This window comes from Bradyrhizobium xenonodulans, from assembly GCF_027594865.1.
GTDB lineage: Bacteria > Pseudomonadota > Alphaproteobacteria > Rhizobiales > Xanthobacteraceae > Bradyrhizobium > Bradyrhizobium xenonodulans.
The window spans coordinates 1,899,030-1,918,284 of record NZ_CP089391.1 but is presented as its reverse complement, the minus strand read 5'-3'; the positions used below and the strand labels follow the sequence as shown (position 1 = coordinate 1,918,284).

17 protein-coding genes are annotated in these 19,255 nt (G+C 65.1%); 4 read left to right on the top strand and 13 right to left on the bottom strand.

Annotated elements, in window-relative coordinates:
• Positions 1-115: 115 nt before the first annotated feature.
• From I3J27_RS08980 to I3J27_RS08965, 4 genes are all read right to left on the bottom strand, one after another.
• On the bottom strand, positions 116-382 hold the full coding sequence (locus I3J27_RS08980) for a DUF6894 family protein (RefSeq protein ID WP_270167892.1): 267 nt from the start codon (positions 380-382) through the stop codon (positions 116-118).
• Between the two features lie 154 nt (positions 383-536).
• Positions 537-1,136 carry a hypothetical protein gene (locus I3J27_RS08975; protein ID WP_270167891.1) on the bottom strand — a complete coding sequence of 200 codons (600 nt, stop codon included), beginning with the start codon at positions 1,134-1,136 and terminating at the stop codon, positions 537-539.
• Positions 1,137-1,249: 113 nt separating this feature from the next.
• The gene (acuI, locus tag I3J27_RS08970) at positions 1,250-2,236 is read right to left on the bottom strand and encodes an acrylyl-CoA reductase (NADPH) (protein ID WP_270167890.1); all 987 of its coding nucleotides are present in this window, start codon (positions 2,234-2,236) and stop codon (positions 1,250-1,252) included.
• A gap of 41 nt (positions 2,237-2,277) precedes the next feature.
• Positions 2,278-3,531: an MFS transporter gene (locus I3J27_RS08965; RefSeq protein WP_270167889.1), complete on the bottom strand. Its 1,254-nt coding sequence runs from the start codon at positions 3,529-3,531 to the stop codon at positions 2,278-2,280.
• A 331-nt stretch (positions 3,532-3,862) separates the two neighbouring features.
• Between I3J27_RS08965 and nadA the strand changes: the two genes are divergently transcribed.
• Genes nadA through nadC form a run of 3 tightly spaced genes read left to right on the top strand, consistent with a single transcriptional unit; the run spans position 3,863 to position 7,475 of the window.
• Complete coding sequence (gene nadA, locus I3J27_RS08960; protein ID WP_270167888.1) at positions 3,863-4,969, top strand: quinolinate synthase NadA; 1,107 nt, start codon at positions 3,863-3,865, stop codon at positions 4,967-4,969.
• Positions 4,970-4,978: 9 nt separating this feature from the next.
• On the top strand, positions 4,979-6,586 hold the full coding sequence (locus I3J27_RS08955; protein WP_270167887.1) for an L-aspartate oxidase: 1,608 nt from the start codon (positions 4,979-4,981) through the stop codon (positions 6,584-6,586).
• 10 nt (positions 6,587-6,596) lie between these two features.
• Positions 6,597-7,475 carry a carboxylating nicotinate-nucleotide diphosphorylase gene (gene nadC, locus I3J27_RS08950; protein ID WP_270167886.1) on the top strand — a complete coding sequence of 293 codons (879 nt, stop codon included), beginning with the start codon at positions 6,597-6,599 and terminating at the stop codon, positions 7,473-7,475.
• A 46-nt stretch (positions 7,476-7,521) separates the two neighbouring features.
• On the opposite strand, the gene I3J27_RS08945 is transcribed toward nadC, so the two are convergent.
• From I3J27_RS08945 to I3J27_RS08935, 3 genes are all read right to left on the bottom strand, one after another.
• Complete coding sequence (locus tag I3J27_RS08945; RefSeq protein ID WP_270167885.1) at positions 7,522-8,970, bottom strand: cell wall hydrolase; 1,449 nt, start codon at positions 8,968-8,970, stop codon at positions 7,522-7,524.
• A gap of 506 nt (positions 8,971-9,476) precedes the next feature.
• Entirely contained in the window at positions 9,477-12,425 is a 2,949-nt protein-coding gene (ppdK, locus tag I3J27_RS08940; RefSeq protein ID WP_270167884.1) for a pyruvate, phosphate dikinase, read from the bottom strand.
• A gap of 96 nt (positions 12,426-12,521) precedes the next feature.
• Entirely contained in the window at positions 12,522-12,677 is a 156-nt protein-coding gene (locus I3J27_RS08935) for a DUF3096 domain-containing protein (RefSeq protein WP_014497329.1), read from the bottom strand.
• 223 nt (positions 12,678-12,900) lie between these two features.
• On the opposite strand from I3J27_RS08935, the gene I3J27_RS08930 reads away from it, so the two are divergent.
• Positions 12,901-13,254: a DUF1236 domain-containing protein gene (locus I3J27_RS08930; protein ID WP_270167881.1), complete on the top strand. Its 354-nt coding sequence runs from the start codon at positions 12,901-12,903 to the stop codon at positions 13,252-13,254.
• Positions 13,255-13,375: 121 nt separating this feature from the next.
• Here I3J27_RS08930 and glyS read toward each other — a convergent pair whose 3' ends face one another.
• The 6 genes from glyS to I3J27_RS08900 all read right to left on the bottom strand — a co-directional run bounded on the left by glyS (position 13,376) and on the right by I3J27_RS08900 (position 19,176).
• The gene (glyS, locus tag I3J27_RS08925) at positions 13,376-15,613 is read right to left on the bottom strand and encodes a glycine--tRNA ligase subunit beta (protein WP_270167879.1); all 2,238 of its coding nucleotides are present in this window, start codon (positions 15,611-15,613) and stop codon (positions 13,376-13,378) included.
• Positions 15,613-16,551, bottom strand: coding sequence for a glycine--tRNA ligase subunit alpha (locus I3J27_RS08920; RefSeq protein ID WP_270167877.1), 939 nt, complete (start codon positions 16,549-16,551; stop codon positions 15,613-15,615). Before I3J27_RS08920 ends, glyS begins: the two co-directional genes overlap by 1 nt.
• A 218-nt stretch (positions 16,552-16,769) precedes the next feature.
• Positions 16,770-16,961: a hypothetical protein gene (locus I3J27_RS08915; RefSeq protein ID WP_270167875.1), complete on the bottom strand. Its 192-nt coding sequence runs from the start codon at positions 16,959-16,961 to the stop codon at positions 16,770-16,772.
• Between the two features lie 104 nt (positions 16,962-17,065).
• The gene (locus I3J27_RS08910; RefSeq protein ID WP_270167873.1) at positions 17,066-17,974 is read right to left on the bottom strand and encodes a S49 family peptidase; all 909 of its coding nucleotides are present in this window, start codon (positions 17,972-17,974) and stop codon (positions 17,066-17,068) included.
• Positions 17,975-18,188: 214 nt separating this feature from the next.
• Positions 18,189-18,956: a tRNA1(Val) (adenine(37)-N6)-methyltransferase gene (locus I3J27_RS08905; RefSeq protein ID WP_270167871.1), complete on the bottom strand. Its 768-nt coding sequence runs from the start codon at positions 18,954-18,956 to the stop codon at positions 18,189-18,191.
• A complete protein-coding gene (locus I3J27_RS08900) occupies positions 18,949-19,176 on the bottom strand; it encodes a putative signal transducing protein (RefSeq protein ID WP_014497336.1) in 228 nt (75 codons plus the stop codon). The genes I3J27_RS08905 and I3J27_RS08900 overlap by 8 nt, the downstream gene beginning before the upstream one ends.
• Positions 19,177-19,255 lie beyond the last annotated feature (79 nt).

Here is a 19,255-nt window from a genome sequence, read left to right as displayed (position 1 = left end):
CCTTGCCCAAAAAATATGCGCTCGCCATTCCGATTTGGTTAACACGGCTCCCGGGCAAATACTGGATCCGTTCGAAAATCCCTTGGATTCCAGCTCGGAATGCGCGCTTAACAGGTTAATCACACGCAGCGATAGGAGCCCCGCCCTGTTGCGCAATGCTCTCGCCGAGGAGGCTGACGCGGAAGACCGGGTTCTTGTTTTCGTCGAGCAGCTCCATGCGCCACTCGGCATTCGGCTTCAGGCCGCGCGCGATGCCGCCGAGCAGATTGGCGCAGACCTCGGTCATCTCGGTCCAGGCGGCGGCACGATCCTCGAATTCGTAGGGGTGGTCCGCGGCACCGGAATAGCGACCGGTACTGATGCGAAAGAAATACAACGACATCGTAAAACCCTTGCGCCCCCCGGCCGTCATGCAAACTGGAGGCGAACAGCTACCAACGCATGAAGGCCGCCGTCCGTATGACTACGGCACAGCAGCTTCGCGTTCGACGGGGGCTTTCAACGACAAGGTGCGCGGGCGGTCCGGCGCAGCCAACTCACTGGGTCGAGCGGCGCAGCTCCAGCGGAGCCTCGGTCCTGGCAGGTTCCGATTTCGCTTCCGACTTCACCGGCTCGAGCCGGCTGCTCTCGACACGCGGGGTCTCGACGCGCGCGGCGACTTCGGTGTTGGGCGCAGCGACCGAGCCGGTGTGCTCCGAGGAGCGCAGCGAACGCGGACGCGCGACGGCGCGCGCCATCAGCATCTGATTGCCGCCCTGATGGTGGAAGTCGCAATAGGCGAAGCCCATGCCCGAGACCGAGCCGCGGAAGCTGCGATCGTCGGTCTTTTCCAGGTTGAAGCAGGGCTCGAACGGAATGCCCTTGATCGAGGCGCAGACGTTCTGGCCGCGGATCTGGAGCGTGTTGCCGGGCAGGCGGAGATGTTTCACCGGGCCTGCGCCCGAGAACTGCACGGCACCGGCGGCACCGAGGTCGTCCAGGATGCGGCCTGCGCCGCGGGTGCCGTCGAAACAGGTGAAGGCGAACACCTTCCCGGCCACGAAGCGGCGCGCCTCGTCGGCGTTCATGCTTCCAGCAATGGCCGGCGCAAACGTCACTGCCGCCGTGACAGCCCCCAACACAATACGCGCAAGCATGCTCTACTCCGAACCAAACCCCGCAGCGGGCTATGCCTTATCTCTTTACCCGCTGCTTACCATACTAACCATGGCGACATTGAAGCAGCTTGGTTGGTAAAGTCTGAACGCCGTTAGACAATTTTTACCACGATGCGACCGCGGACCTGGCCGGCCAGGATTTTCGTGCCCCATTCCGAAACCTGATCGAGCGAAATTTCATGAGTGATTTCAGTTAGTTTTGTCCGATCGAGATCCGACGTGAGGCGCTGCCAGGCAGCCTTCCGCGGCTCGATCGGGCACATCACGGAATCGATGCCGAGAAGGCACACCCCGCGCAAAATGAAGGGTGCGACAGAAGCCGGCAGGTCCAAGCCGGCCGCCAGGCCGCACGCCGCGATCGCACCGCCGTACTTCGTCATCGACAGGAGATTCGCCAGCGTGGTCGAGCCGACGCTGTCGACGCCGCCCGCCCAGCGCTCCTTGGCAATGGGCTTGGCCGCCGCCGACAATTCGTTGCGATCGATCACCTCGGCGGCACCGATCCCCTTCAGATAGTCGGCTTCCGAGGCGCGGCCGGTCGAGGCGATGACGTGGTAGCCGAGCTTCGACAGCACGGCGGTCGCGACCGAGCCGACGCCGCCGGCCGCGCCCGTCACCACCACGGGGCCGCTCTTCGGTGAGATGCCGTGCTTCTCCAGCGCCAGCACCGACAGCATTGCGGTGAAGCCGGCAGTGCCGATCGCCATCGCGTCACGCGCCGACAGGCCCTGCGGCAGCGCGACCAGCCAGTCGCCCTTCACCCGCGCCTTTTCCGCGTAGGCGCCGAGATGGGTCTCGCCCATGCCCCAGCCGGTGCAGACGACCTTGTCGCCCGCCTTCCATTGCGGATGCGCGGAGGATTCGACGGTTCCGGCGAAATCGATGCCGGCGATCATCGGGAAACGGCGCACCACCGGCGCCTTGCCGGTCAGTGCAAGGCCGTCCTTGTAGTTCAGCGTCGACCATTCCACGCGGACGGTGACGTCGCCGTCCATCAGCTCGGCGTCGTCGAACTGCACCAGTTGCGCGGTGGTGCCCTTGTCCGCCTTGTCGATCCGGATCGCCTTGAATGTGGCCACGACTGAACTCCCTGACTTGTTTGACGGGGATGTTTAGCCGATCAGGCAGGCTGCGCAACCGCCCTTGCCACGGGCTTTTCCACGATCGGAAGATTGATCAGCGCCGAAAGCACGCCGAACAGGATCGAGAGCCACCAGATCGGCGTATAGGAACCGAACTTTTCGAACACGATGCCGCCGAGAAAGACGCCGAGGAAGCCGCCGACCTGATGGCTGACGAAGGCGAAGCCATACAGCGTCGCAAGCCAGCGCGTGCCGAACATCAGCGCCACCAGCGCGGAGGTCGGCGGCACCGTCGACAGCCAGGTCAGGCCGGAGACCGCACCGAACGCGATCGCCGAGAACGGCGTGATCGGGAACGAGATGAAGGCGAGTGTCGCAAGCGCGCGTGTGAAATAGATGGTCGAGAGAATGTAGCGCTTGGGCAGCGAGTTCTGGAGATAGCCGACGCTCAAGGAACCGATGATGTTGAACAGGCCGATCGCCGCGATGACCCAGCCGCCGGTTTGCGTCGAGATGCCGCGATCGACCAGGAACGCCGGCAGATGCACGGTGATGAAGGCGAGCTGGAAGCCGCAGGTGAAGAAGCCGAGCACCAGCAGCACGTAGGAGCGATGGCCGAAGGCTTCGGCGAGCGCCCTGGTGATGGTTTGCTCATCCGCAGGCGCAACGTCGGCCGTGCTTGCGACCCGTGGCGTCGAGAGCGCCAGCGACAGCGGGATGATCAGCAACATCAGGAAGCCGAACACGGTGAGCGCTTGCTGCCAGCCGAAATTGTCGATCAGCGCCACCCCAATGGGTGCGAACAGGAATTGCCCGAACGAGCCCGCCGCGGTGCCGGCGCCGAGCGCTAGCCCGCGCTTCTCGGCCGGCAAGAGCTTGGTGAAGGCCGACAGCACCAGATTGAACGAGCAGCCGGCAAGACCAAAGCCGACCATGACGCCCGCACCTAAGTTCAGCGACAGCGGCGTCGAGGAATAGCGCATCAGCAAGAGACCGCCGGCATAGAGCAGAGCGCCGACGCACATCACACGGAACAGGCCGAAGCGATCGGCAATCGCGCCGGCGAACGGCTGGCCCAATCCCCACAACAGGTTCTGCACGGCGATGGCGAGACCGAACACGTCACGGCCCCAGGCGAATTCGTGGCTCATCGGCTGCACGAAGAAGCCCAGCGCGGAACGGGGGCCGAAGCCGAGCATGCCGATCGCGCAGCCGCAGAGAATGATGATCGCCGGCGTCCGCCAGGTGGAGGAACGCGAAACCGGACCGAGCTCGCACGCTTGAGTCGACATGGGGCTCCTCATCACTCGTTGGCGGATCCGGAATAGGCAGCCGCAGACCAGCCGTTTAATGCAATTGCATGAAAATCCCAAGCCGAAAATGACTGCGTTCCACGAAGGGCTGGCACGGGAGCATTGCATTGCTTCACAGCCTCGCCAGACGCGACTTGACGGGAATGTGTGCGACTGGAGCTGGCGACTTGCCGCGCGGCATGTTATATTTGATTTACTCAGATTGAGTATATATAAGCCTTGGCGAAGACCCACCGGCCCTCCTCGGCCGGATTTCTCGGGCTCTATATATACTCATATAGAGCATAATTAGCATTCACGGGAGGCTTAGATGCCGATTTCTGGAATTTACGGCCCCGACGACTTTACGGACCGGCCGCATGGCCCAATCACCACCTCTCCCCGCACCGCGCCGGCGCTAACGGCCGCCGCGCTGCCGATGCCCTCGCTGGAATGGACGGAGGACGTCGCAAAGGCCACTGCGCCGCTCTACGAGCGCGTCAAGCACGTGATCCCAGCGATCGAGTGGCCGCTGATGGCGCCGACGATTCACGCGATCAACGAGCTGAAGCAGGCGCGAGGCGCTGTGATCCTCGCGCACAATTACCAGGCGCCGGAGATCTTCCACTGTGTCGCCGACATCGGCGGCGACTCGCTCCAGCTCGCCGTCGAGGCCACCAAGGTGAAGGCCGGCATCATCGTCCAGTGCGGCGTGCACTTCATGGCCGAGACCTCCAAGCTGCTCAACCCGGACAAGACGGTGCTGATCCCCGACTCGCGCGCCGGCTGCTCGCTCGCCGCCAGCATCACCGGCGCGGACGTCCGGCTGCTCCGCGAAAAATTTCCCGGCGTGCCCGTGGTCGCCTACGTCAACACCTCAGCCGAAGTGAAGGCCGAGGTCGACATCTGCTGCACCTCGTCGAACGCGGTGCAGGTGGTCGAGAGCCTGAACGCGCCAAGCGTGATCTTCTTGCCCGACCGTTATCTGGCGACCTACGTGGCCTCGAAGACCGCCGTGAAGATCATCGCCTGGAAAGGCGCCTGCGAGGTGCACGAGCGCTTTACGGGCGCAGAGCTGCGCGAATTTCGCGAGGCGGATCCGTCCGTGCAGATCATCGCGCATCCCGAATGCCCGCCGGACGTGCTGGCGGAAGCCGACTTCACAGGCTCGACCGCGCACATGATCAACTGGGTGCGCGAGCGGAGGCCACGACGGCTGGTGATGATCACGGAATGCTCGATGGCCGACAATGTACGGGCCGAACTCCCCGACGTCGAGATGCTGCGCCCCTGCAATCTCTGCCCGCACATGAAGCGCATCACGCTCGCCAACATCTTGGAGAGCCTGCTGACGCTTCGCGAGGAAGTGACGATCGATCCTGCACTGGCCGAACGTGCAAGGCGGTCGGTCGAGCGGATGATCAATCTGAAGAATTGAGAGCGAGCCATGGCAAACAACATCCACAACCTCGCCCGCGCGACCAACGATGTCGTCATCGTCGGCGGCGGTCTCGCCGGACTGTTTTGTGCGCTGAAACTTGCGCCGCGGCCGGTGACGCTGATCTCGGCCGCGCCGCTGGGACAGGGCGCCTCATCCGCCTGGGCGCAGGGCGGCATCGCAGCCGCCGTGGCCGAGGGCGATACGCCGGAGGCGCATGCCGCGGATACGATCGAGGTCGGCGGCGGCATCGTCGACGAGGCCATTGCGCTTGGCATCGCACGCGAGGCCGCGCCGCGCATCCACGACCTTCTCGCCTATGGCGTGCCGTTCGATCGCGACCTCGAAGGCCGGCTCGCCGTCGGGCGGGAAGCTGCGCATTCGGCGCGCCGCATCGTGCACGTGCGCGGCGACGGCGCGGGTGCCGCGATCATCGCGGCGTTGAGCGATGCCGTGCGCCGGACGCCGTCGATCCGCCTGCTCGAAGGTTTTGTCGCCGAGGCGCTGCTCACCGAGGACGGCGCCGTCACCGGCCTTCAATTGCGCGAGGCCGGCAACTTTGCAGCGAAGCCCGTGACGATCGCCGCGCGCGCGGTGGTGCTCGCGACCGGCGGCATCGGCCATCTCTACGCCGTCACGACCAATCCGCACGAGGCGAGCGGATCGGGCCTGGCGATCGCCGCGCGCGCCGGCGCCGTCATCGCCGACCCGGAATTCGTGCAGTTTCATCCGACCGCCATCATGGTCGGGCGCGATCCGGCGCCACTCGCGACCGAAGCCCTGCGCGGCGAAGGCGCGACGCTGATCAACGGCCATGGCGAGCGCTTCATGACGGCACGCCATCCGCTCGCCGAACTCGCCCCGCGCGACATCGTGGCCCGCGGCGTGTTCGCCGAGATCGCGGCCGGCCGCGGCGCCTTCCTCGATGCACGGCAGGCGGTGGGTGCGCGCTTTGCCGAGAAATTTCCGACCGTGCATGCGAGCTGCATCGCCGCCGGCCTCGATCCCGCAACGCAGGCGATCCCGATCGCGCCGGCCGCGCATTACCACATGGGCGGCATCGCGGTGGACAGGCGCGGCCGCAGCTCGATCGACGGGCTCTGGGCCGGCGGCGAGGTGTCGTCGACGGGGGCGCACGGCGCCAACCGCCTCGCCTCGAATTCGCTGCTGGAGGCCGTGGTCTACGCCGCGCGCATCGCCGACGACATCGCCGGACGTGAAATGCCATCGCCTGCCCGGCTTGCCGACGCGCCGGCGACCTCGCGCGGCGGCGAACCGGATGCTGCGGCGGTGAAGCGGCTGCGCACGATGATGAGCGCGCATGTCGGTGTGATCCGCGACGGCGACGGGCTCGCGGAAGCCGTGCGCAGCTTTGCCGCTCTCGAACGCGAGGCCGACAACATCACGCTTCGCAACATGGCAACGACGGCCCTGCTCGTCGCCGCCGCGGCGTGGAGCCGGCGCGAGAGCCGCGGCGCACATTTCCGCATCGACCATCCCTCGGATGTATCCGCGCTGAGGCAGAGAACCATGACCACACTCGCCGCAATGCGCGAGGTCGCGGCAGGCCTGAGCGAGCGTCCGCTCACCCGCATCGCCCAACCCATGATCGCCTGAAGGAAACCCCATGATCACCCCGACCTCACTGCTCCATCCCGACGCATTCCTGTCGCCGCTCGCGATCGAGGAGGCGGTGCAGCGCGCGCTTGCCGAGGATCTCGGCCGCGCCGGCGACATCACCTCGCTGGCCACGATCCCGGAAGCGACCAGGGCGCAGGCCGTCCTCGTCGCGCGCCAGTCCGGCGTGATCGCCGGCCTGCCGCTGGCACTGGCGACGCTGCAAAAGCTCTCGCCCGAGATCGAGGTGCGCGCACATGTCCGCGACGCCGCGCGCGTGGCCCGTGGGCAGCACGTGCTGACGATCTCCGGCCCTGCGCGCGGCATTCTGACGGCGGAGCGGACCTCGCTGAATTTCGTCGGCCGCCTGTCGGGCGTCGCGACGCTCACGGCCGACTATGTCGCGCGGACTGAAGGCACCAAGATGCGGATCTGCTGCACGCGAAAGACCACGCCGGGATTGCGGGCGCTGGAGAAATACGCGGTGCGCTGCGGCGGCGGCTTCAATCACCGCTTCGGGCTCGACGATGCGATCCTGATCAAAGACAATCACATCGCCGTCGCCGGCGGTATCCGCCCCGTGCTGGAGCGCGCCCGCGCCCATGCCGGTCATCTCGTCAAGATCGAGATCGAGGTCGATACGCTGGCGCAGTTGCGCGAGGTGCTCGACACCGGGCTCGCCGATGCCGTGCTGCTCGACAACATGGACTTTGCAACGCTGCGCGAGGCGGTGAGGATCAACGAGGGCCGCGTTGCGCTGGAGGCGTCGGGCGGTGTCGCGCTGGACTCGATCGCCGCGATCGCAGCGACCGGCGTCGACTATGCGTCATCGGGCGCATTGACGCACTCGGCGCCGAATTTCGACTGCGCGCTGGATATCGAGACGTGAGGCGGTCGCCCCCCTCGCCCCGCTCTTGCGGGGTGAGGCAAGAGTCCTACCTTCGCTCGCTCGCACCCATCTCGGCGGAGCTCTTGGCTTCCTGCGCGAGCTCGGCGGAGAGGGCTGCGGTCTGGGCCGGGGTGCCCCAGCTCGGTTCTTCGCTGCCGTCGCCCCAGGCGCGCGGACGATAGAAGGTGTGCACGCCGGTCTTGTACATCTTCTTCATCTCGGCGACCCAGGACGGGCGGACCCAGTAGGCGTGATAGTGCGTGGACTTGCCGACCTCGGGCAACCAGATCTGGCCGTCGAGCATCGCCTTCGAAATCTTCTTGGCGCGCTCCCACATCTCCGGCTCGCGGATGACGTCGGCATTGTTGTCGCAGGCGAAGGTGAACTGGCAGGCCAAATGGCGGTGCTTGTTCTGATAGACCGCACCGCACACGGTGTCGGGATATTTGCCGGAGAACACGCGGTTCATCACGACCTGCGCGACCGCCATCTGGCCGCGCACGGCCTCGCCGCGCGATTCGAAATAGACGGCTTCAGCGAGGCACTTCTCGGACTTCGCGCGCGACTTGTCGTCGAGCGCGAGCCGCTCGGCCGGCGATCTGGCGCGCTGGTTGTCGGCGTTGACCTCGCCCTTCGGCGCGACGCTCTCGCCGCTTTCGATGTCCTTGGCGATCGCCTCCGTCGGCGGCGTCAGCGAGGCCGTCACCTTCAGATCAGGGTCGGGCGTCACGATCAGCGGCTCGGCGCCGGGCTGCCAGCTTTCGATGCTCTCGAGGCTGCCGCCGAGCGAGGAGCTGCCGAAGAACAGGCTCGAGGTCTTGACGCGGAACGGATCGCGCGGCGGCGCGGCCGGAATGGTCGCCTGCTTCAGCGCTTCAAGCGGCTCGACCGCGAACGCGCGCGCGGCGTCACTGGCTTGCGGCGGATTGGCATATTGTGGCAGCGGCGGCGCGCGCAATGCTTCCGCAAGCTCGGGATCGAGCGCGGCCGCGGACTCCGGCGACATGGCTTGTGGCAGCGCGGCAGTCTTGGCGCCGAACACCGAGCTGTTCGATGTCGCGGGATTCTCCGGTGCTACGGATGGCGCGGTCGTTTCGGGAGCCTGCGTGGGTGTGACGCTTGCGAGGCGATCACCCTTCATGGAGCGATCGACCTTGGGAAAATCGGCGGCCTGGTAACGCGGCGGCGCCTGCAGCGCCGGATTGCGGCCGATCGCACCGGTGATGTCGCGGCCGTCGAGGCTCGCGAGGCGGACCATCGCGCTCTGCGGAACCGAGGTGCCGATCGGCCGGGAAAAGCTGTAGGTGGCGAGCTGGATCGAGGACGCTGCGGAGAAGACCTGCTTCTGCCAACGCTCGGCGACGCCGGGCTGACGCGCCAGCAACGACGAAATGTCCTGATAGCCGGTCTCTCTCGGCATCAATGCGAAGATGCAGAGACCGATTCCGAAGGACGCGAACCGCGCGCCCTTCGGATGGTTACGCAACACAGACATCGATACGCTCACGCTACGCTTACACTCGAAGGATCGAGCCGCAGTACATCCGTGCAATTCGATCTTTATCGTAAGTATCTAATTTAGGTTGCCGGGGCGTTAATCGGCGTTGCGCGCGCGGCACACTCAAGCGATTGCAGGTGTTTTCACGGGGCGATGATGCGCATTGGTAAATACCGCCTCATTTGAAGCGGTAAACAATCGGTCAATGCGAATGGTGAAGGAACTCTTGACGGCGCGTACCACTACGGGACGCGTGTTTGGTTCCCGGTGCTGCACGATGCGCTTCCCCATCATCGCTATCATTCCCCGCGAAGGCGGGGAATCCAGTACGCCGCGGCTTCTCGATTCAATCACTCCCGCCTCGGAGTACTGGATCGCCCGGTCAAGCCGGGCGATGACAGCGAGTGTGTGGCGCTCGCAATGACGGTGCGGCGCGAGCGGTGTGCAAATGAAAAGAGGCGGGGTTTGGCCCCGCCTCTTCGCGTTCAACATTTCACTTCGGCCTACGCCTGGCTCGCGATCGCCTTGCCGAGCGCGGCTTGCGCCGCTGCCAGGCGTGCGATCGGCACGCGATAGGGCGAGCACGACACATAGTCGAGGCCGATGTTGTGGCAGAAGGCGACGGAGGCGGGATCGCCGCCGTGCTCGCCGCAGATACCGACCTTGAGCTTCGGGCGCGTCTTGCGGCCGCGGGCGACGCCGATCTTGACCAGCTCGCCGACGCCTTCCTGGTCGAGCGCGACGAAGGGATCGACCGACAGGATACCCTTCGACACGTAGGGACCAAGGAAGCTCGCCGCGTCGTCGCGGCTGATGCCGTAGGTGGTCTGCGTGAGGTCGTTGGTGCCGAACGAGAAGAACTCCGCGCTCTCCGCGATCTCGGCCGCGAGCAGGCAGGCGCGCGGCAGCTCGATCATGGTGCCGACCTGATAGGTCAGCTTGGTGTTGGTATCGCGCATCACGGCTTTCGCGGTGGTATCGATGCGCGCCTTGACGAGATCGAGCTCCATCTTGGTGGCGATCAGCGGGACCATCACCTCGAGGCCGACGGCCTTGCCGGTGCGCTTCTCGGCCTCGACGGCGGCCTCGAAGATCGCACGCGCCTGCATCTCGGCGATTTCAGGATAGGCGATCGCGATACGGCAGCCGCGGAAGCCGAGCATCGGATTGAACTCCGACAGCTCGCGCGCGCGGTCAGCCAGGCGCCGCGGATCGGTGTTCATGGCACGCGCCACTTCCTCGACCTCGGCATGGGTGTGCGGCAGGAACTCGTGCAGCGGCGGATCGAGCAGACGGATCGTGACGGGCAGGCCCTTCATGATCTCGAACAGCTCGACGAAGTCGGCGCGCTGCATCGGCAGCAATTTTGCGAGTGCGGCGCGACGCGACTGCTCGTCCTCGGAGAGGATCATCTCGCGCACCGTGCGGATGCGCGTCTCCTCGAAGAACATGTGCTCGGTGCGGCAGAGGCCGATGCCCTCCGCGCCGAACTTGATCGCGGTGCGCGCGTCATCGGGCGTATCACCGTTGACGCGCACGCCGATCTTGCGGACCTGGTCGGCCCAGTTCATCAGCGTGCCGAACTCGCCGGAGAGCTCCGGCTCGATCATCGGCATGCGGCCGGCCAGCACCTGGCCGAGCGAGCCGTCGATGGTGATGACGTCGCCGGTCTTGAAGGTGCGCGAGCCGATGCTCATGGTGCCGCGGCCGTAATCGACGCGGATGGTGCCGCAGCCGGAGACGCAGGGCTTGCCCATGCCGCGCGCGACCACCGCAGCATGCGAGGTCATGCCGCCGCGGGTGGTCAAGATGCCTTCGGCGGCGTGCATGCCGTGGATGTCTTCCGGGCTGGTCTCGATGCGGACCAGGATGACCTTGCGTCCGTCGGCCTGAAGCTTGGCCGCTTCGTCCGAGGAGAACACGATCTCACCGGAGGCAGCGCCCGGCGAGGCCGGCAGGCCGGTCGCGATCACGTCGCGCTTGGCTTCGGGATCGATGGTCGGATGCAGGAGCTGGTCGAGCGAGGCGGGATCGATCCGCGTCACCGCTTCCTTCTTGGTGATCAGGCCTTCATTGGCGAGCTCGACCGCGATGCGCAGCGCCGCTTTCGCGGTGCGCTTGCCGCCGCGGGTCTGGAGCATCCACAGCTTGCCCTGCTCGACCGTGAACTCCATGTCCTGCATGTCGCGGTAGTGCTTCTCGAGCAGCGTGTAGATCCGCGTCAGCTCCTTGAAGGCCTCCGGCATCGCCGATTCCATCGACGCCTTGTCGGAGCCCGACTCCTTGCGCGCTTCCTCGGTGATGTCCTGCGGCGTGCGGATGCCCGCCACCACGTCCTCGCCCTGCGCGTTGATCAGGAATTCGCCGTAGAGCTTGCTCTCCCCGGTCGAGGGATTGCGGGTGAACGCAACGCCGGTCGCCGACGTCTCGCCCATGTTGCCGAACACCATGGCCTGCACGTTGACCGCGGTGCCCCAGTCGGCCGGAATGTCGTGCAGCTTGCGGTAGGTCACCGCGCGCGCGTTCATCCAGGATGAGAACACCGCGCCGATCGCGCCCCAGAGCTGGTCGTGCGGATCCTGCGGAAAGTCCTTGCCGGTCTCGCGTGCAACCGCGTCCTTGTACTTGCCGACCAGTTCGACCCAGTCCTCGGCGGTGAGGTCGGTGTCGAGCGTGTAGCCCTGGCTGTCCTTGAAGGTGTCGAGGATTTCCTCGAAGTGGTGATGCTCGAAGCCGAGCACGACATCCGAATACATGGTGATGAAGCGGCGATAGCTGTCATAGGCGAAGCGGCGGTCGCCCGACAGTTCCGACAGCGCTTCCACGGTCTCGTCGTTGAGGCCGAGGTTGAGCACGGTGTCCATCATGCCCGGCATCGAGGCCCGCGCGCCGGAGCGCACCGAGACGAGCAGCGGGTTCTTCGAATCGCCGAACACCTTGCCGGTCAACTTGCCGACATAGTCGAGCGCTTTCTCAACCTGCGACTGCAATTCCTTGGGGTAGGACTTGTCGTGCGCGTAGAAATAGGTGCAGACCGAGGTCGGGATGGTGAAGCCCGGAGGCACCGGCAGGCCGAGATTGGCCATCTCGGCGAGGTTGGCGCCCTTGCCGCCAAGCAGGTCGCGCATTTCCGAGCGGCCCTCGGCCTTGCCGTCACCGAATGTGTAGACCCACTTGCCGGCCTTGGCCGCGGCTGGCGCCGCTTTGGCCGGTGCAGCCTTCACAGCGACCTTGGCGGCAACCTTCGGCGCAGCCGGCTTGGTCGCAGCCTTCGCGGCGGGCTTGGCAGCCGGCTTTGAGACCGGCTTGGCAGCGGCCTTCGCCGGGGCCTTGACGACCGGCTTGGGAGCGCTCTTGGCGAGTGCCTTGCGGGCCGCCGGCGCGGCCTTCGCCTTTGCGGAGGGCTTTGATTTCGCTGCAGTTTTAGAAGGCTTCGAGGCGGCTTTGGCCATAGCTTGCACACAACCTGCGAGAGGAATGGGAAATCGCGCGCCTTACACCACTTTGAGCAGGCCCGCGCAAGTCGAAGAGTTCCGGAAAATGAAGGCCTAGAGATGGAGCCACTTCAACAAACCGAGTCCGATCGCACCATTTATGATGAGAAAGATCGCGACGATCAGGTTGAGCAGGCGCGGCATGATCAGAATGAGCACGCCCGCAAGCAGCGACAGAAGCGGCGAGATGTGGGCGACGGTGATGTGCATGAACTATCTTTCCGTGGAGGTGAGGCGAATCGCTGGCGGATCATAGCGGAGGGGGTTCCGCGGGTAGAGACGTCCAAGAGGCGAGCGAGTTCCCGGCTTCGCGAAAACTGCCCGAAAATGCCGCGAATGCGGCGGCTGTTTTCCGGAACATCGCACGCGTCGCAGCATTGGCAACGGGTCGCGCCACTGGCGCTTCCCGAAAAACGTCTCGAAGGAGTTGCCCATGCGGAACAGGATTCTTGCCCTAGCCGCGCTCTGCGTTGCGATCGGCTCGCCCCTTGCGGCGCAGGCGCAAAGCGATGTCACGGTGGGACGCGCACCCGCCGTGGTCGACAGCGGCCCGACCATCACGGTCGAGCAGCGGCCGGCCTTCCGCGACTATGTCGTCGAACAACGTGTGCCGGCCTTCCGTATTCCGGATCGCGTGGTGGTCGGCGCCACCTTACCCGAAAGCGGCGTCACCTATTATGACGTGCCGCAGCGTTTCGGCGCCACCACCTACCGCTACACCGTCGTGAACGGCGAGACCGTGCTGGTCGAGCCGCGCTCGCGGCGGATCGTCGAGGTGATGGACTAGTTCAATACGAGTTCAACTCGATGTCCGGCGCGTCACATCAATCAGGCTGACGCGCATCGCGTAGTCGGACATCAGGCCCCGCCCGGTCTCCCCCCGCCGGGCGGGGCATTTTTATCCCGCCTCAATCCTGGATCTTCGAGAAATCCGCCACCGCACGCGTGGCACTGCGGATCTCGCCCAGCAGCTTCAGGCGGTTCTCGCGCACCTTCGCATCGTCGTCATTGACGCGAACCTTGTCGAAGAACGCATCGACCGGCGGACGCAGCTTTGCCATCGCGCTCATCGCGGCGGCAAAATCTTCCTTGGCAACGGCGGCGCTGGCTTCCGCCTTCACCTCGCCGATTGCCTTGGCCAGCGCCTTCTCCTCAATGAGGCTGTAGAGCGCAGCATCCGGCGCGCCGTCGAATGTGCGCTTGTCCTTCTTCTCTTCGATCGAGAGGATGTTGCTGGCGCGCTTAGTGCCGGCCAGCAGGTTCTTGCCGTCATCGGACTCGAGGAATTTTCCGAGTGCCTCGACGCGACGCGACATCCGGACCAAATCATCTTCAAGTTGGATCGCCAAAGCGGCTCGCACTAGGTCAGAGCGAACGGTGGTGCGGAATTGCGCTTCCAATCGATCCACGTGGAAATCGAGAAGGTTGAACAGTCGGCCGACTGCCTCATCGGCCTCCTTTTCTGAAGCTTCATCAGAAAATAGCTTGTCGACCAACTTCATACGCATGCGGACAGCACTTTCATGAGAGAGGAAACCCTCCTTTTCCAGTTCGTCCAGAGATACCTGTTGCCGACCGACCTTCACCCCTTTGACATCCAGCAGGACCTCGATATCAGCCAACGTAAAAAGGTCATGCAATTCTAACCGCAGTCCGTTCTCCACGATAATGCGGATCACACCCAGCGCTGCCCGACGAAGGGCATAAGGATCTTTGCTGCCCGTCGGCTTCTCGTCGATGGCCCAGAAGCCGACGAGCATATCGATCTTGTCGGCGAGCGCCACCGCAATGCTCACCGGATCGGTCGGCACTCGATCGTTCGGTCCCTGAGGCTTATAGTGTTCCTCGCAGGCGGCAGCGACGGAAGCATCCTCGCCTTGGGCCAGTGCGTAGTATTTCCCCATCAAACCCTGAACCTCGGGGAATTCGCCGACGACTTCAGTCAGCAGATCCGCCTTTGCAAGTTGCGCGGCGCGCTTGGCTTTCGCGACGTCAGCGCCAACCAGCGGCGCGATCTCGGCAGCGAGACGTTCGATACGCGCGATGCGCTCAGCCTGCGTGCCGAGCTTCTCGTGAAACACGATCTGCTCGAACTTCGGCAGACGATCCTCAAGCTTCGTCTTCAGATCCGTCTCGTAGAAGAACTTCGCGTCCGACAGACGCGGACGGATCACGCGCTCGTTGCCGGCGACGATGGTCTTGCCGCCGTCCGGTGCCTCGATATTGGCGGTGAGGACGAACTTGTTGGTCAGCTTGCCCGTCTTGGCATCCCTAACGACGAAGCACTTCTGGTTGTTGCGGATGGTGGCGCGGATCACCTCTTCGGGGATCGCGAGATACTCCGGCTCGAACGAACCCATCATGACGACGGGCCATTCGACCAGGCCCGAGACCTCGTCGAGCAGCACCTGATCCTCGACCAGCTCGAAGCCTTGCGCGAAGGTCAGCTCCTTGGCGTCGGCGAAGATGATGTCCTTGCGCGCCTGCGGATCGAGGATGACTTTTGCAGCCTTCAGCTTCGCTTCGTAGTCCTCGAAGCGGCGCACGTTGATCGCATCCGGTGCCATGAAGCGATGGCCGTAGGTGGTCTGGCCGGTCGCGATGCCGTCGACCTCGAATTTCACGACATCGGGCGCTTCCGTCTCGAGCCCGAAGGTCGCGGTGATCGCGTGCAGCGGGCGCACCCAGCTCAGCGAGCCCGGCTTGCCGGAGCGCGCGCCCCAGCGCATCGATTTCGGCCAGGGGAAGGTGCGGATGATGACGGGCAGGATTTCCGCGAGCACGTCGATCGCGTCACGGCCGGGCTTCTCGATCAAGCCGATGTAGAAATCACCCTTGGGGTCGCGCTGGATCTTGGCCTCGTCCAGCGTCTTCAGACCCGTCGCCTTCAGAAAGCCCTGTACGGCCGCATCGGGCGCGCCGACTTTCGGGCCGCGGCGTTCGGTCTTGAGGTCAGGCTGGCGCGCGGGGATGCCGTGCACGGTGAGCGCGAGGCGGCGCGGCGTCGCGAAGGCCTTCGCGCCTTCGTAGACGAGGCCTTCGGCGACGAGCTTGTCGGTGACCAGACGGCGCAGATCGTCGGCCGCCTTGGCCTGCATGCGCGCGGGAATTTCTTCCGAGAACAGTTCAAGCAAAAGATCGGGCATCAGGCCGCTCCGCCCGCTTCAGTATGGATCCAGGCCTCGCCGCAGGCTTTTGCCAATTCGCGGACGCGCAAAATGTAGCTCTGGCGCTCCGTCACCGAGATCACGCCGCGCGCATCGAGCAGGTTGAAGACGTGGCTCGCCTTGATGCACTGGTCATAGGCCGGCAGCGCCATCAGGTGCTGCCTCCGGTTGCCGCCTTCGCGCCATCCGGCGTCGAGATATTTCTTGCAGGCCGCTTCCGCCATCTTGAACTGCTCGAACAGCATCGCGGTGTCGGCGACTTCGAAATTGTGCTTCGAATATTCCCGCTCGGCCTGCAGGAAGACGTCGCCATAGGTGACCTTGGCATCGCCGTCGCGGCCATTAAAATTGAGGTCGTAGACGCGATCGACGCCCTGCACATACATCGCGAGGCGCTCGAGCCCGTAGGTGAGCTCGCCCGCGACCGGCGCGCATTCAACGCCCGCGACCTGCTGGAAATAGGTGAACTGGCTGACTTCCATGCCGTCGCACCAGCACTCCCACCCCAGGCCCCAGGCGCCGAGCGTCGGGCTCTCCCAATCGTCCTCGACGAAGCGGATGTCGTGCACGGCGGAATCGATGCCGATCGCGGCGAGCGACTTCAGGTACAGCTCCTGAAGGTTCGGCGGCGACGGCTTCATGATGACCTGGAACTGGTAGTAGTGCTGCATCCGGTTCGGGTTCTCGCCGTAGCGGCCATCCTTCGGCCGGCGCGAGGGCTGCACATAGGCCGCGTTCCACGGCTTGGGCCCGAGCGCGCGCAGCGTGGTCGCCGGATGGAAGGTGCCTGCGCCCATCTCCATGTCGTAGGGCTGCAGGATCACGCAGCCCTGCTCGGCCCAGAACCGCTGGAGCGCGAGGATGAAGCCCTGGAACGAGCGTTCCGGGCGCATATGGGCGGGCAATGAGGCGTCCATCGTCAGATCAGGCTCTCGCGGGGGTTTTGAATCGCGCGGGACCGTATCGACGGCGGGAGTGGGAATCAAGGCAAAGGGGGCGGGTTCGGGGGCTTGGGGGACTGGCGTAGGGTGGGCAAAGGCGTACTGGCGCCGTGCCCACCATCTTTCCGATACAGCGAGGATGCGTGGGCACGCTTCGCTTTGCCCACCCTACGGCACCTTGCGCGCGGCGAGAGTTAACCCGGCCGGTAAGCTCCGGTCACGGGGTCACGTTTCAGCGTCTGGATATCCCCCATATGGGCGCCTTCAGCGACGCGCGACAGGCGCATCTCCTCCAGCTCCTGATTGACGCGGAGTGCGGTCTTGTAGGCCCAGCGGACCACGGCAAGCCCGCCCAGGACGCCCGCGAAAGCGACGAACGGCGGCATCTGTCGATCCTTGTCTAGTGCTCAGCCCCCACGCACATTCTTGCGCAGACCGGGCTGCGCCGCAATTGGCGTCGCCCGGACGAAATGGCGCGGGAGGGTGCCGCCTAGAACCCGAATTTCGCCCAAATCGCGCGGGTTTCGACCGCCGAGATCAGCTCATCCGGCAGGCCGGCCATTGATTCCATGGCCGAAAGCTGCCCCGCACCGGGCGATTTCCGCCCGAGAAGGCCGGACAGCAGCCCGGTCGGCTGGGCAATCACGGGGGTGAGAACCTTCTCGCCATAGCGGGCACGAAGAGTTGAGCGGAGATCGCCGATGCTGTCTGCGAGCCCCAGCGCGATCGAACTCTCGCCGGCCCAGTATTCGCCCGTGAACAGCGTGTCGTCGCTGCCCTTCAGCCGCGTGCCGCGACTCTCCTTCACCAGCGAAATGAAGATCTGGTGGATCTCGCGCTGGAGCGCTTTGAGCTTGGCGACGTCGTCAGGGTTCTCCGGCAGGAACGGGTCAAGCATCGCCTTGTGCGCGCCGGCGGTGTAGAGCCGCCGCTCGATGCCGAGCCGCTTGATCGCCTCCTGGAAGCCGAAGCTGCCGCCGACCACACCGATCGAGCCGAGGATCGAGGACGGATCGCAGATGATCTCGTCGCCGGCGCAGGCGATCATGTAGCCGCCTGAGGCCGCGACGTCCTCGACGAATACAAGCACCGGCAGTTTCTTCTCCGCCGCGAGCTGCTTGATGCGCAGATAGATCTGGCGCGACTGCACCGGCGAGCCGCCGGGCGAATTGATCACCAGCGCCACCGCCTTGGCGTTCCGGTACGAAAACGCCCGCTCCAGCACCCGCGCGACGCCCGCGAGCGACATGCCCGGGCGCAGCGGTGTCACCGCGCCAATCACACCCGAGAGCCGCACCACCGGCACCACGGCCGTGCCGGGCCGGAAGCGGGCCGGCAAAAATTTCATGAGCTTGTCGGCCAGGCCGGAACCCTCACGATCGTTCAATTGTTCGGCCATGCCATTACCTCTGATTAACCATTTCTTATCACGCGACTGTCATTGGAAGTGCCCGGAACGTGTTTTGCAGAAACTCCGTTGAGAGGCTGCAATGGGGCAGCGGAGAACACCATGAAAATCTACCTGCTGATGCTGCTGATCGGTGCGCTGTTCATGGCGATCCGCCTGACCACGCCACAGGAACAGCAGTCGGAATCGCTTCCCCAGTAAGCTTTCACGACTCCGCCAGCGGCAACACCGCCCGCCCCTCCAGAATATCCTTCACTCCGTTTTTCGGCACGCTCGTCTCGTCGTTGAGCATGAGGCCCGGCAGCAATCGCGTCGGCGCCCGCCCGCCTTTGACCGCGCGCACCAGCACGCGGATCGCGGGCCTGCCCGCTTCACCGTGAACCGGCAGGATCGCGAGGCTCCCGAAGCCGCGTGACAGCGCTGCCAGAACCTCGCCGATCCCATCTGCACGCCAGATCAAGGTCAGCGCGCCATTCGATCGGAGGATGCGCCGCGCTGCATGTATCCATGCATTCAGAGTCTCGTCGGTTGCGACATGCGCGGTGTGGCGCGCCTGATCGGGCGAGCCGCGATGTCGCGCCGGATCGTTGAAGGGCGGGTTCATCAACACCACGTCGACGCTGTCGGGCCCGAGGCCATGGGCCGCAAACGCCTGCGCATCGGCCGTGACGTCGAGCACGACCGTCTCGGCGACAATCGCATTCGCCGCCGCATTGGCGCGCGCAAGCTCGGCCAGCTCCGGATCGATCTCGACCAGGCTCAGCCCGATGCCGGGCACGCGCCGGGCGAGCGCGAGCCCGGCCGCGCCGATGCCGGCGCCGAGATCGACCACGCGGTTGCCCGCCCGCGCCTCCGTCGCCGCCGCGAGCAGGATGGCATCGTGGCCGGCGCGATGGCCGGACCGCTTCTGCATCAAGCGCAGCCGCCCGCCGAGAAAGGCGTCCTCGGTGATGTCTGTTAAAACCTCAATCATCGCCGCGCAGTTCGTGGCTGAGGCCGGCCTCGGTGAGGAGTTCCCTGGCCTCCTGGGCATCGTCCTCGTGGACCAGGATCCGCCGCGGCAGGATGCCGAGCGAGCCCTCGATGATGCTCATGTTCTGGTCCAGCACCAGATGATGGATGTTGGCGCCGTCGAGCAGCGCGCCGATCGCCGACACCAGCACCATATCGTTGGTTCGAACCAGTTCACGCAAAACGCAGGTCTCCTGCCCGAAGGGGGCCAAAAGCGGCAAATGTCAATGGTTCCGCAGCACTTGCCGCATCCGCCGCCAG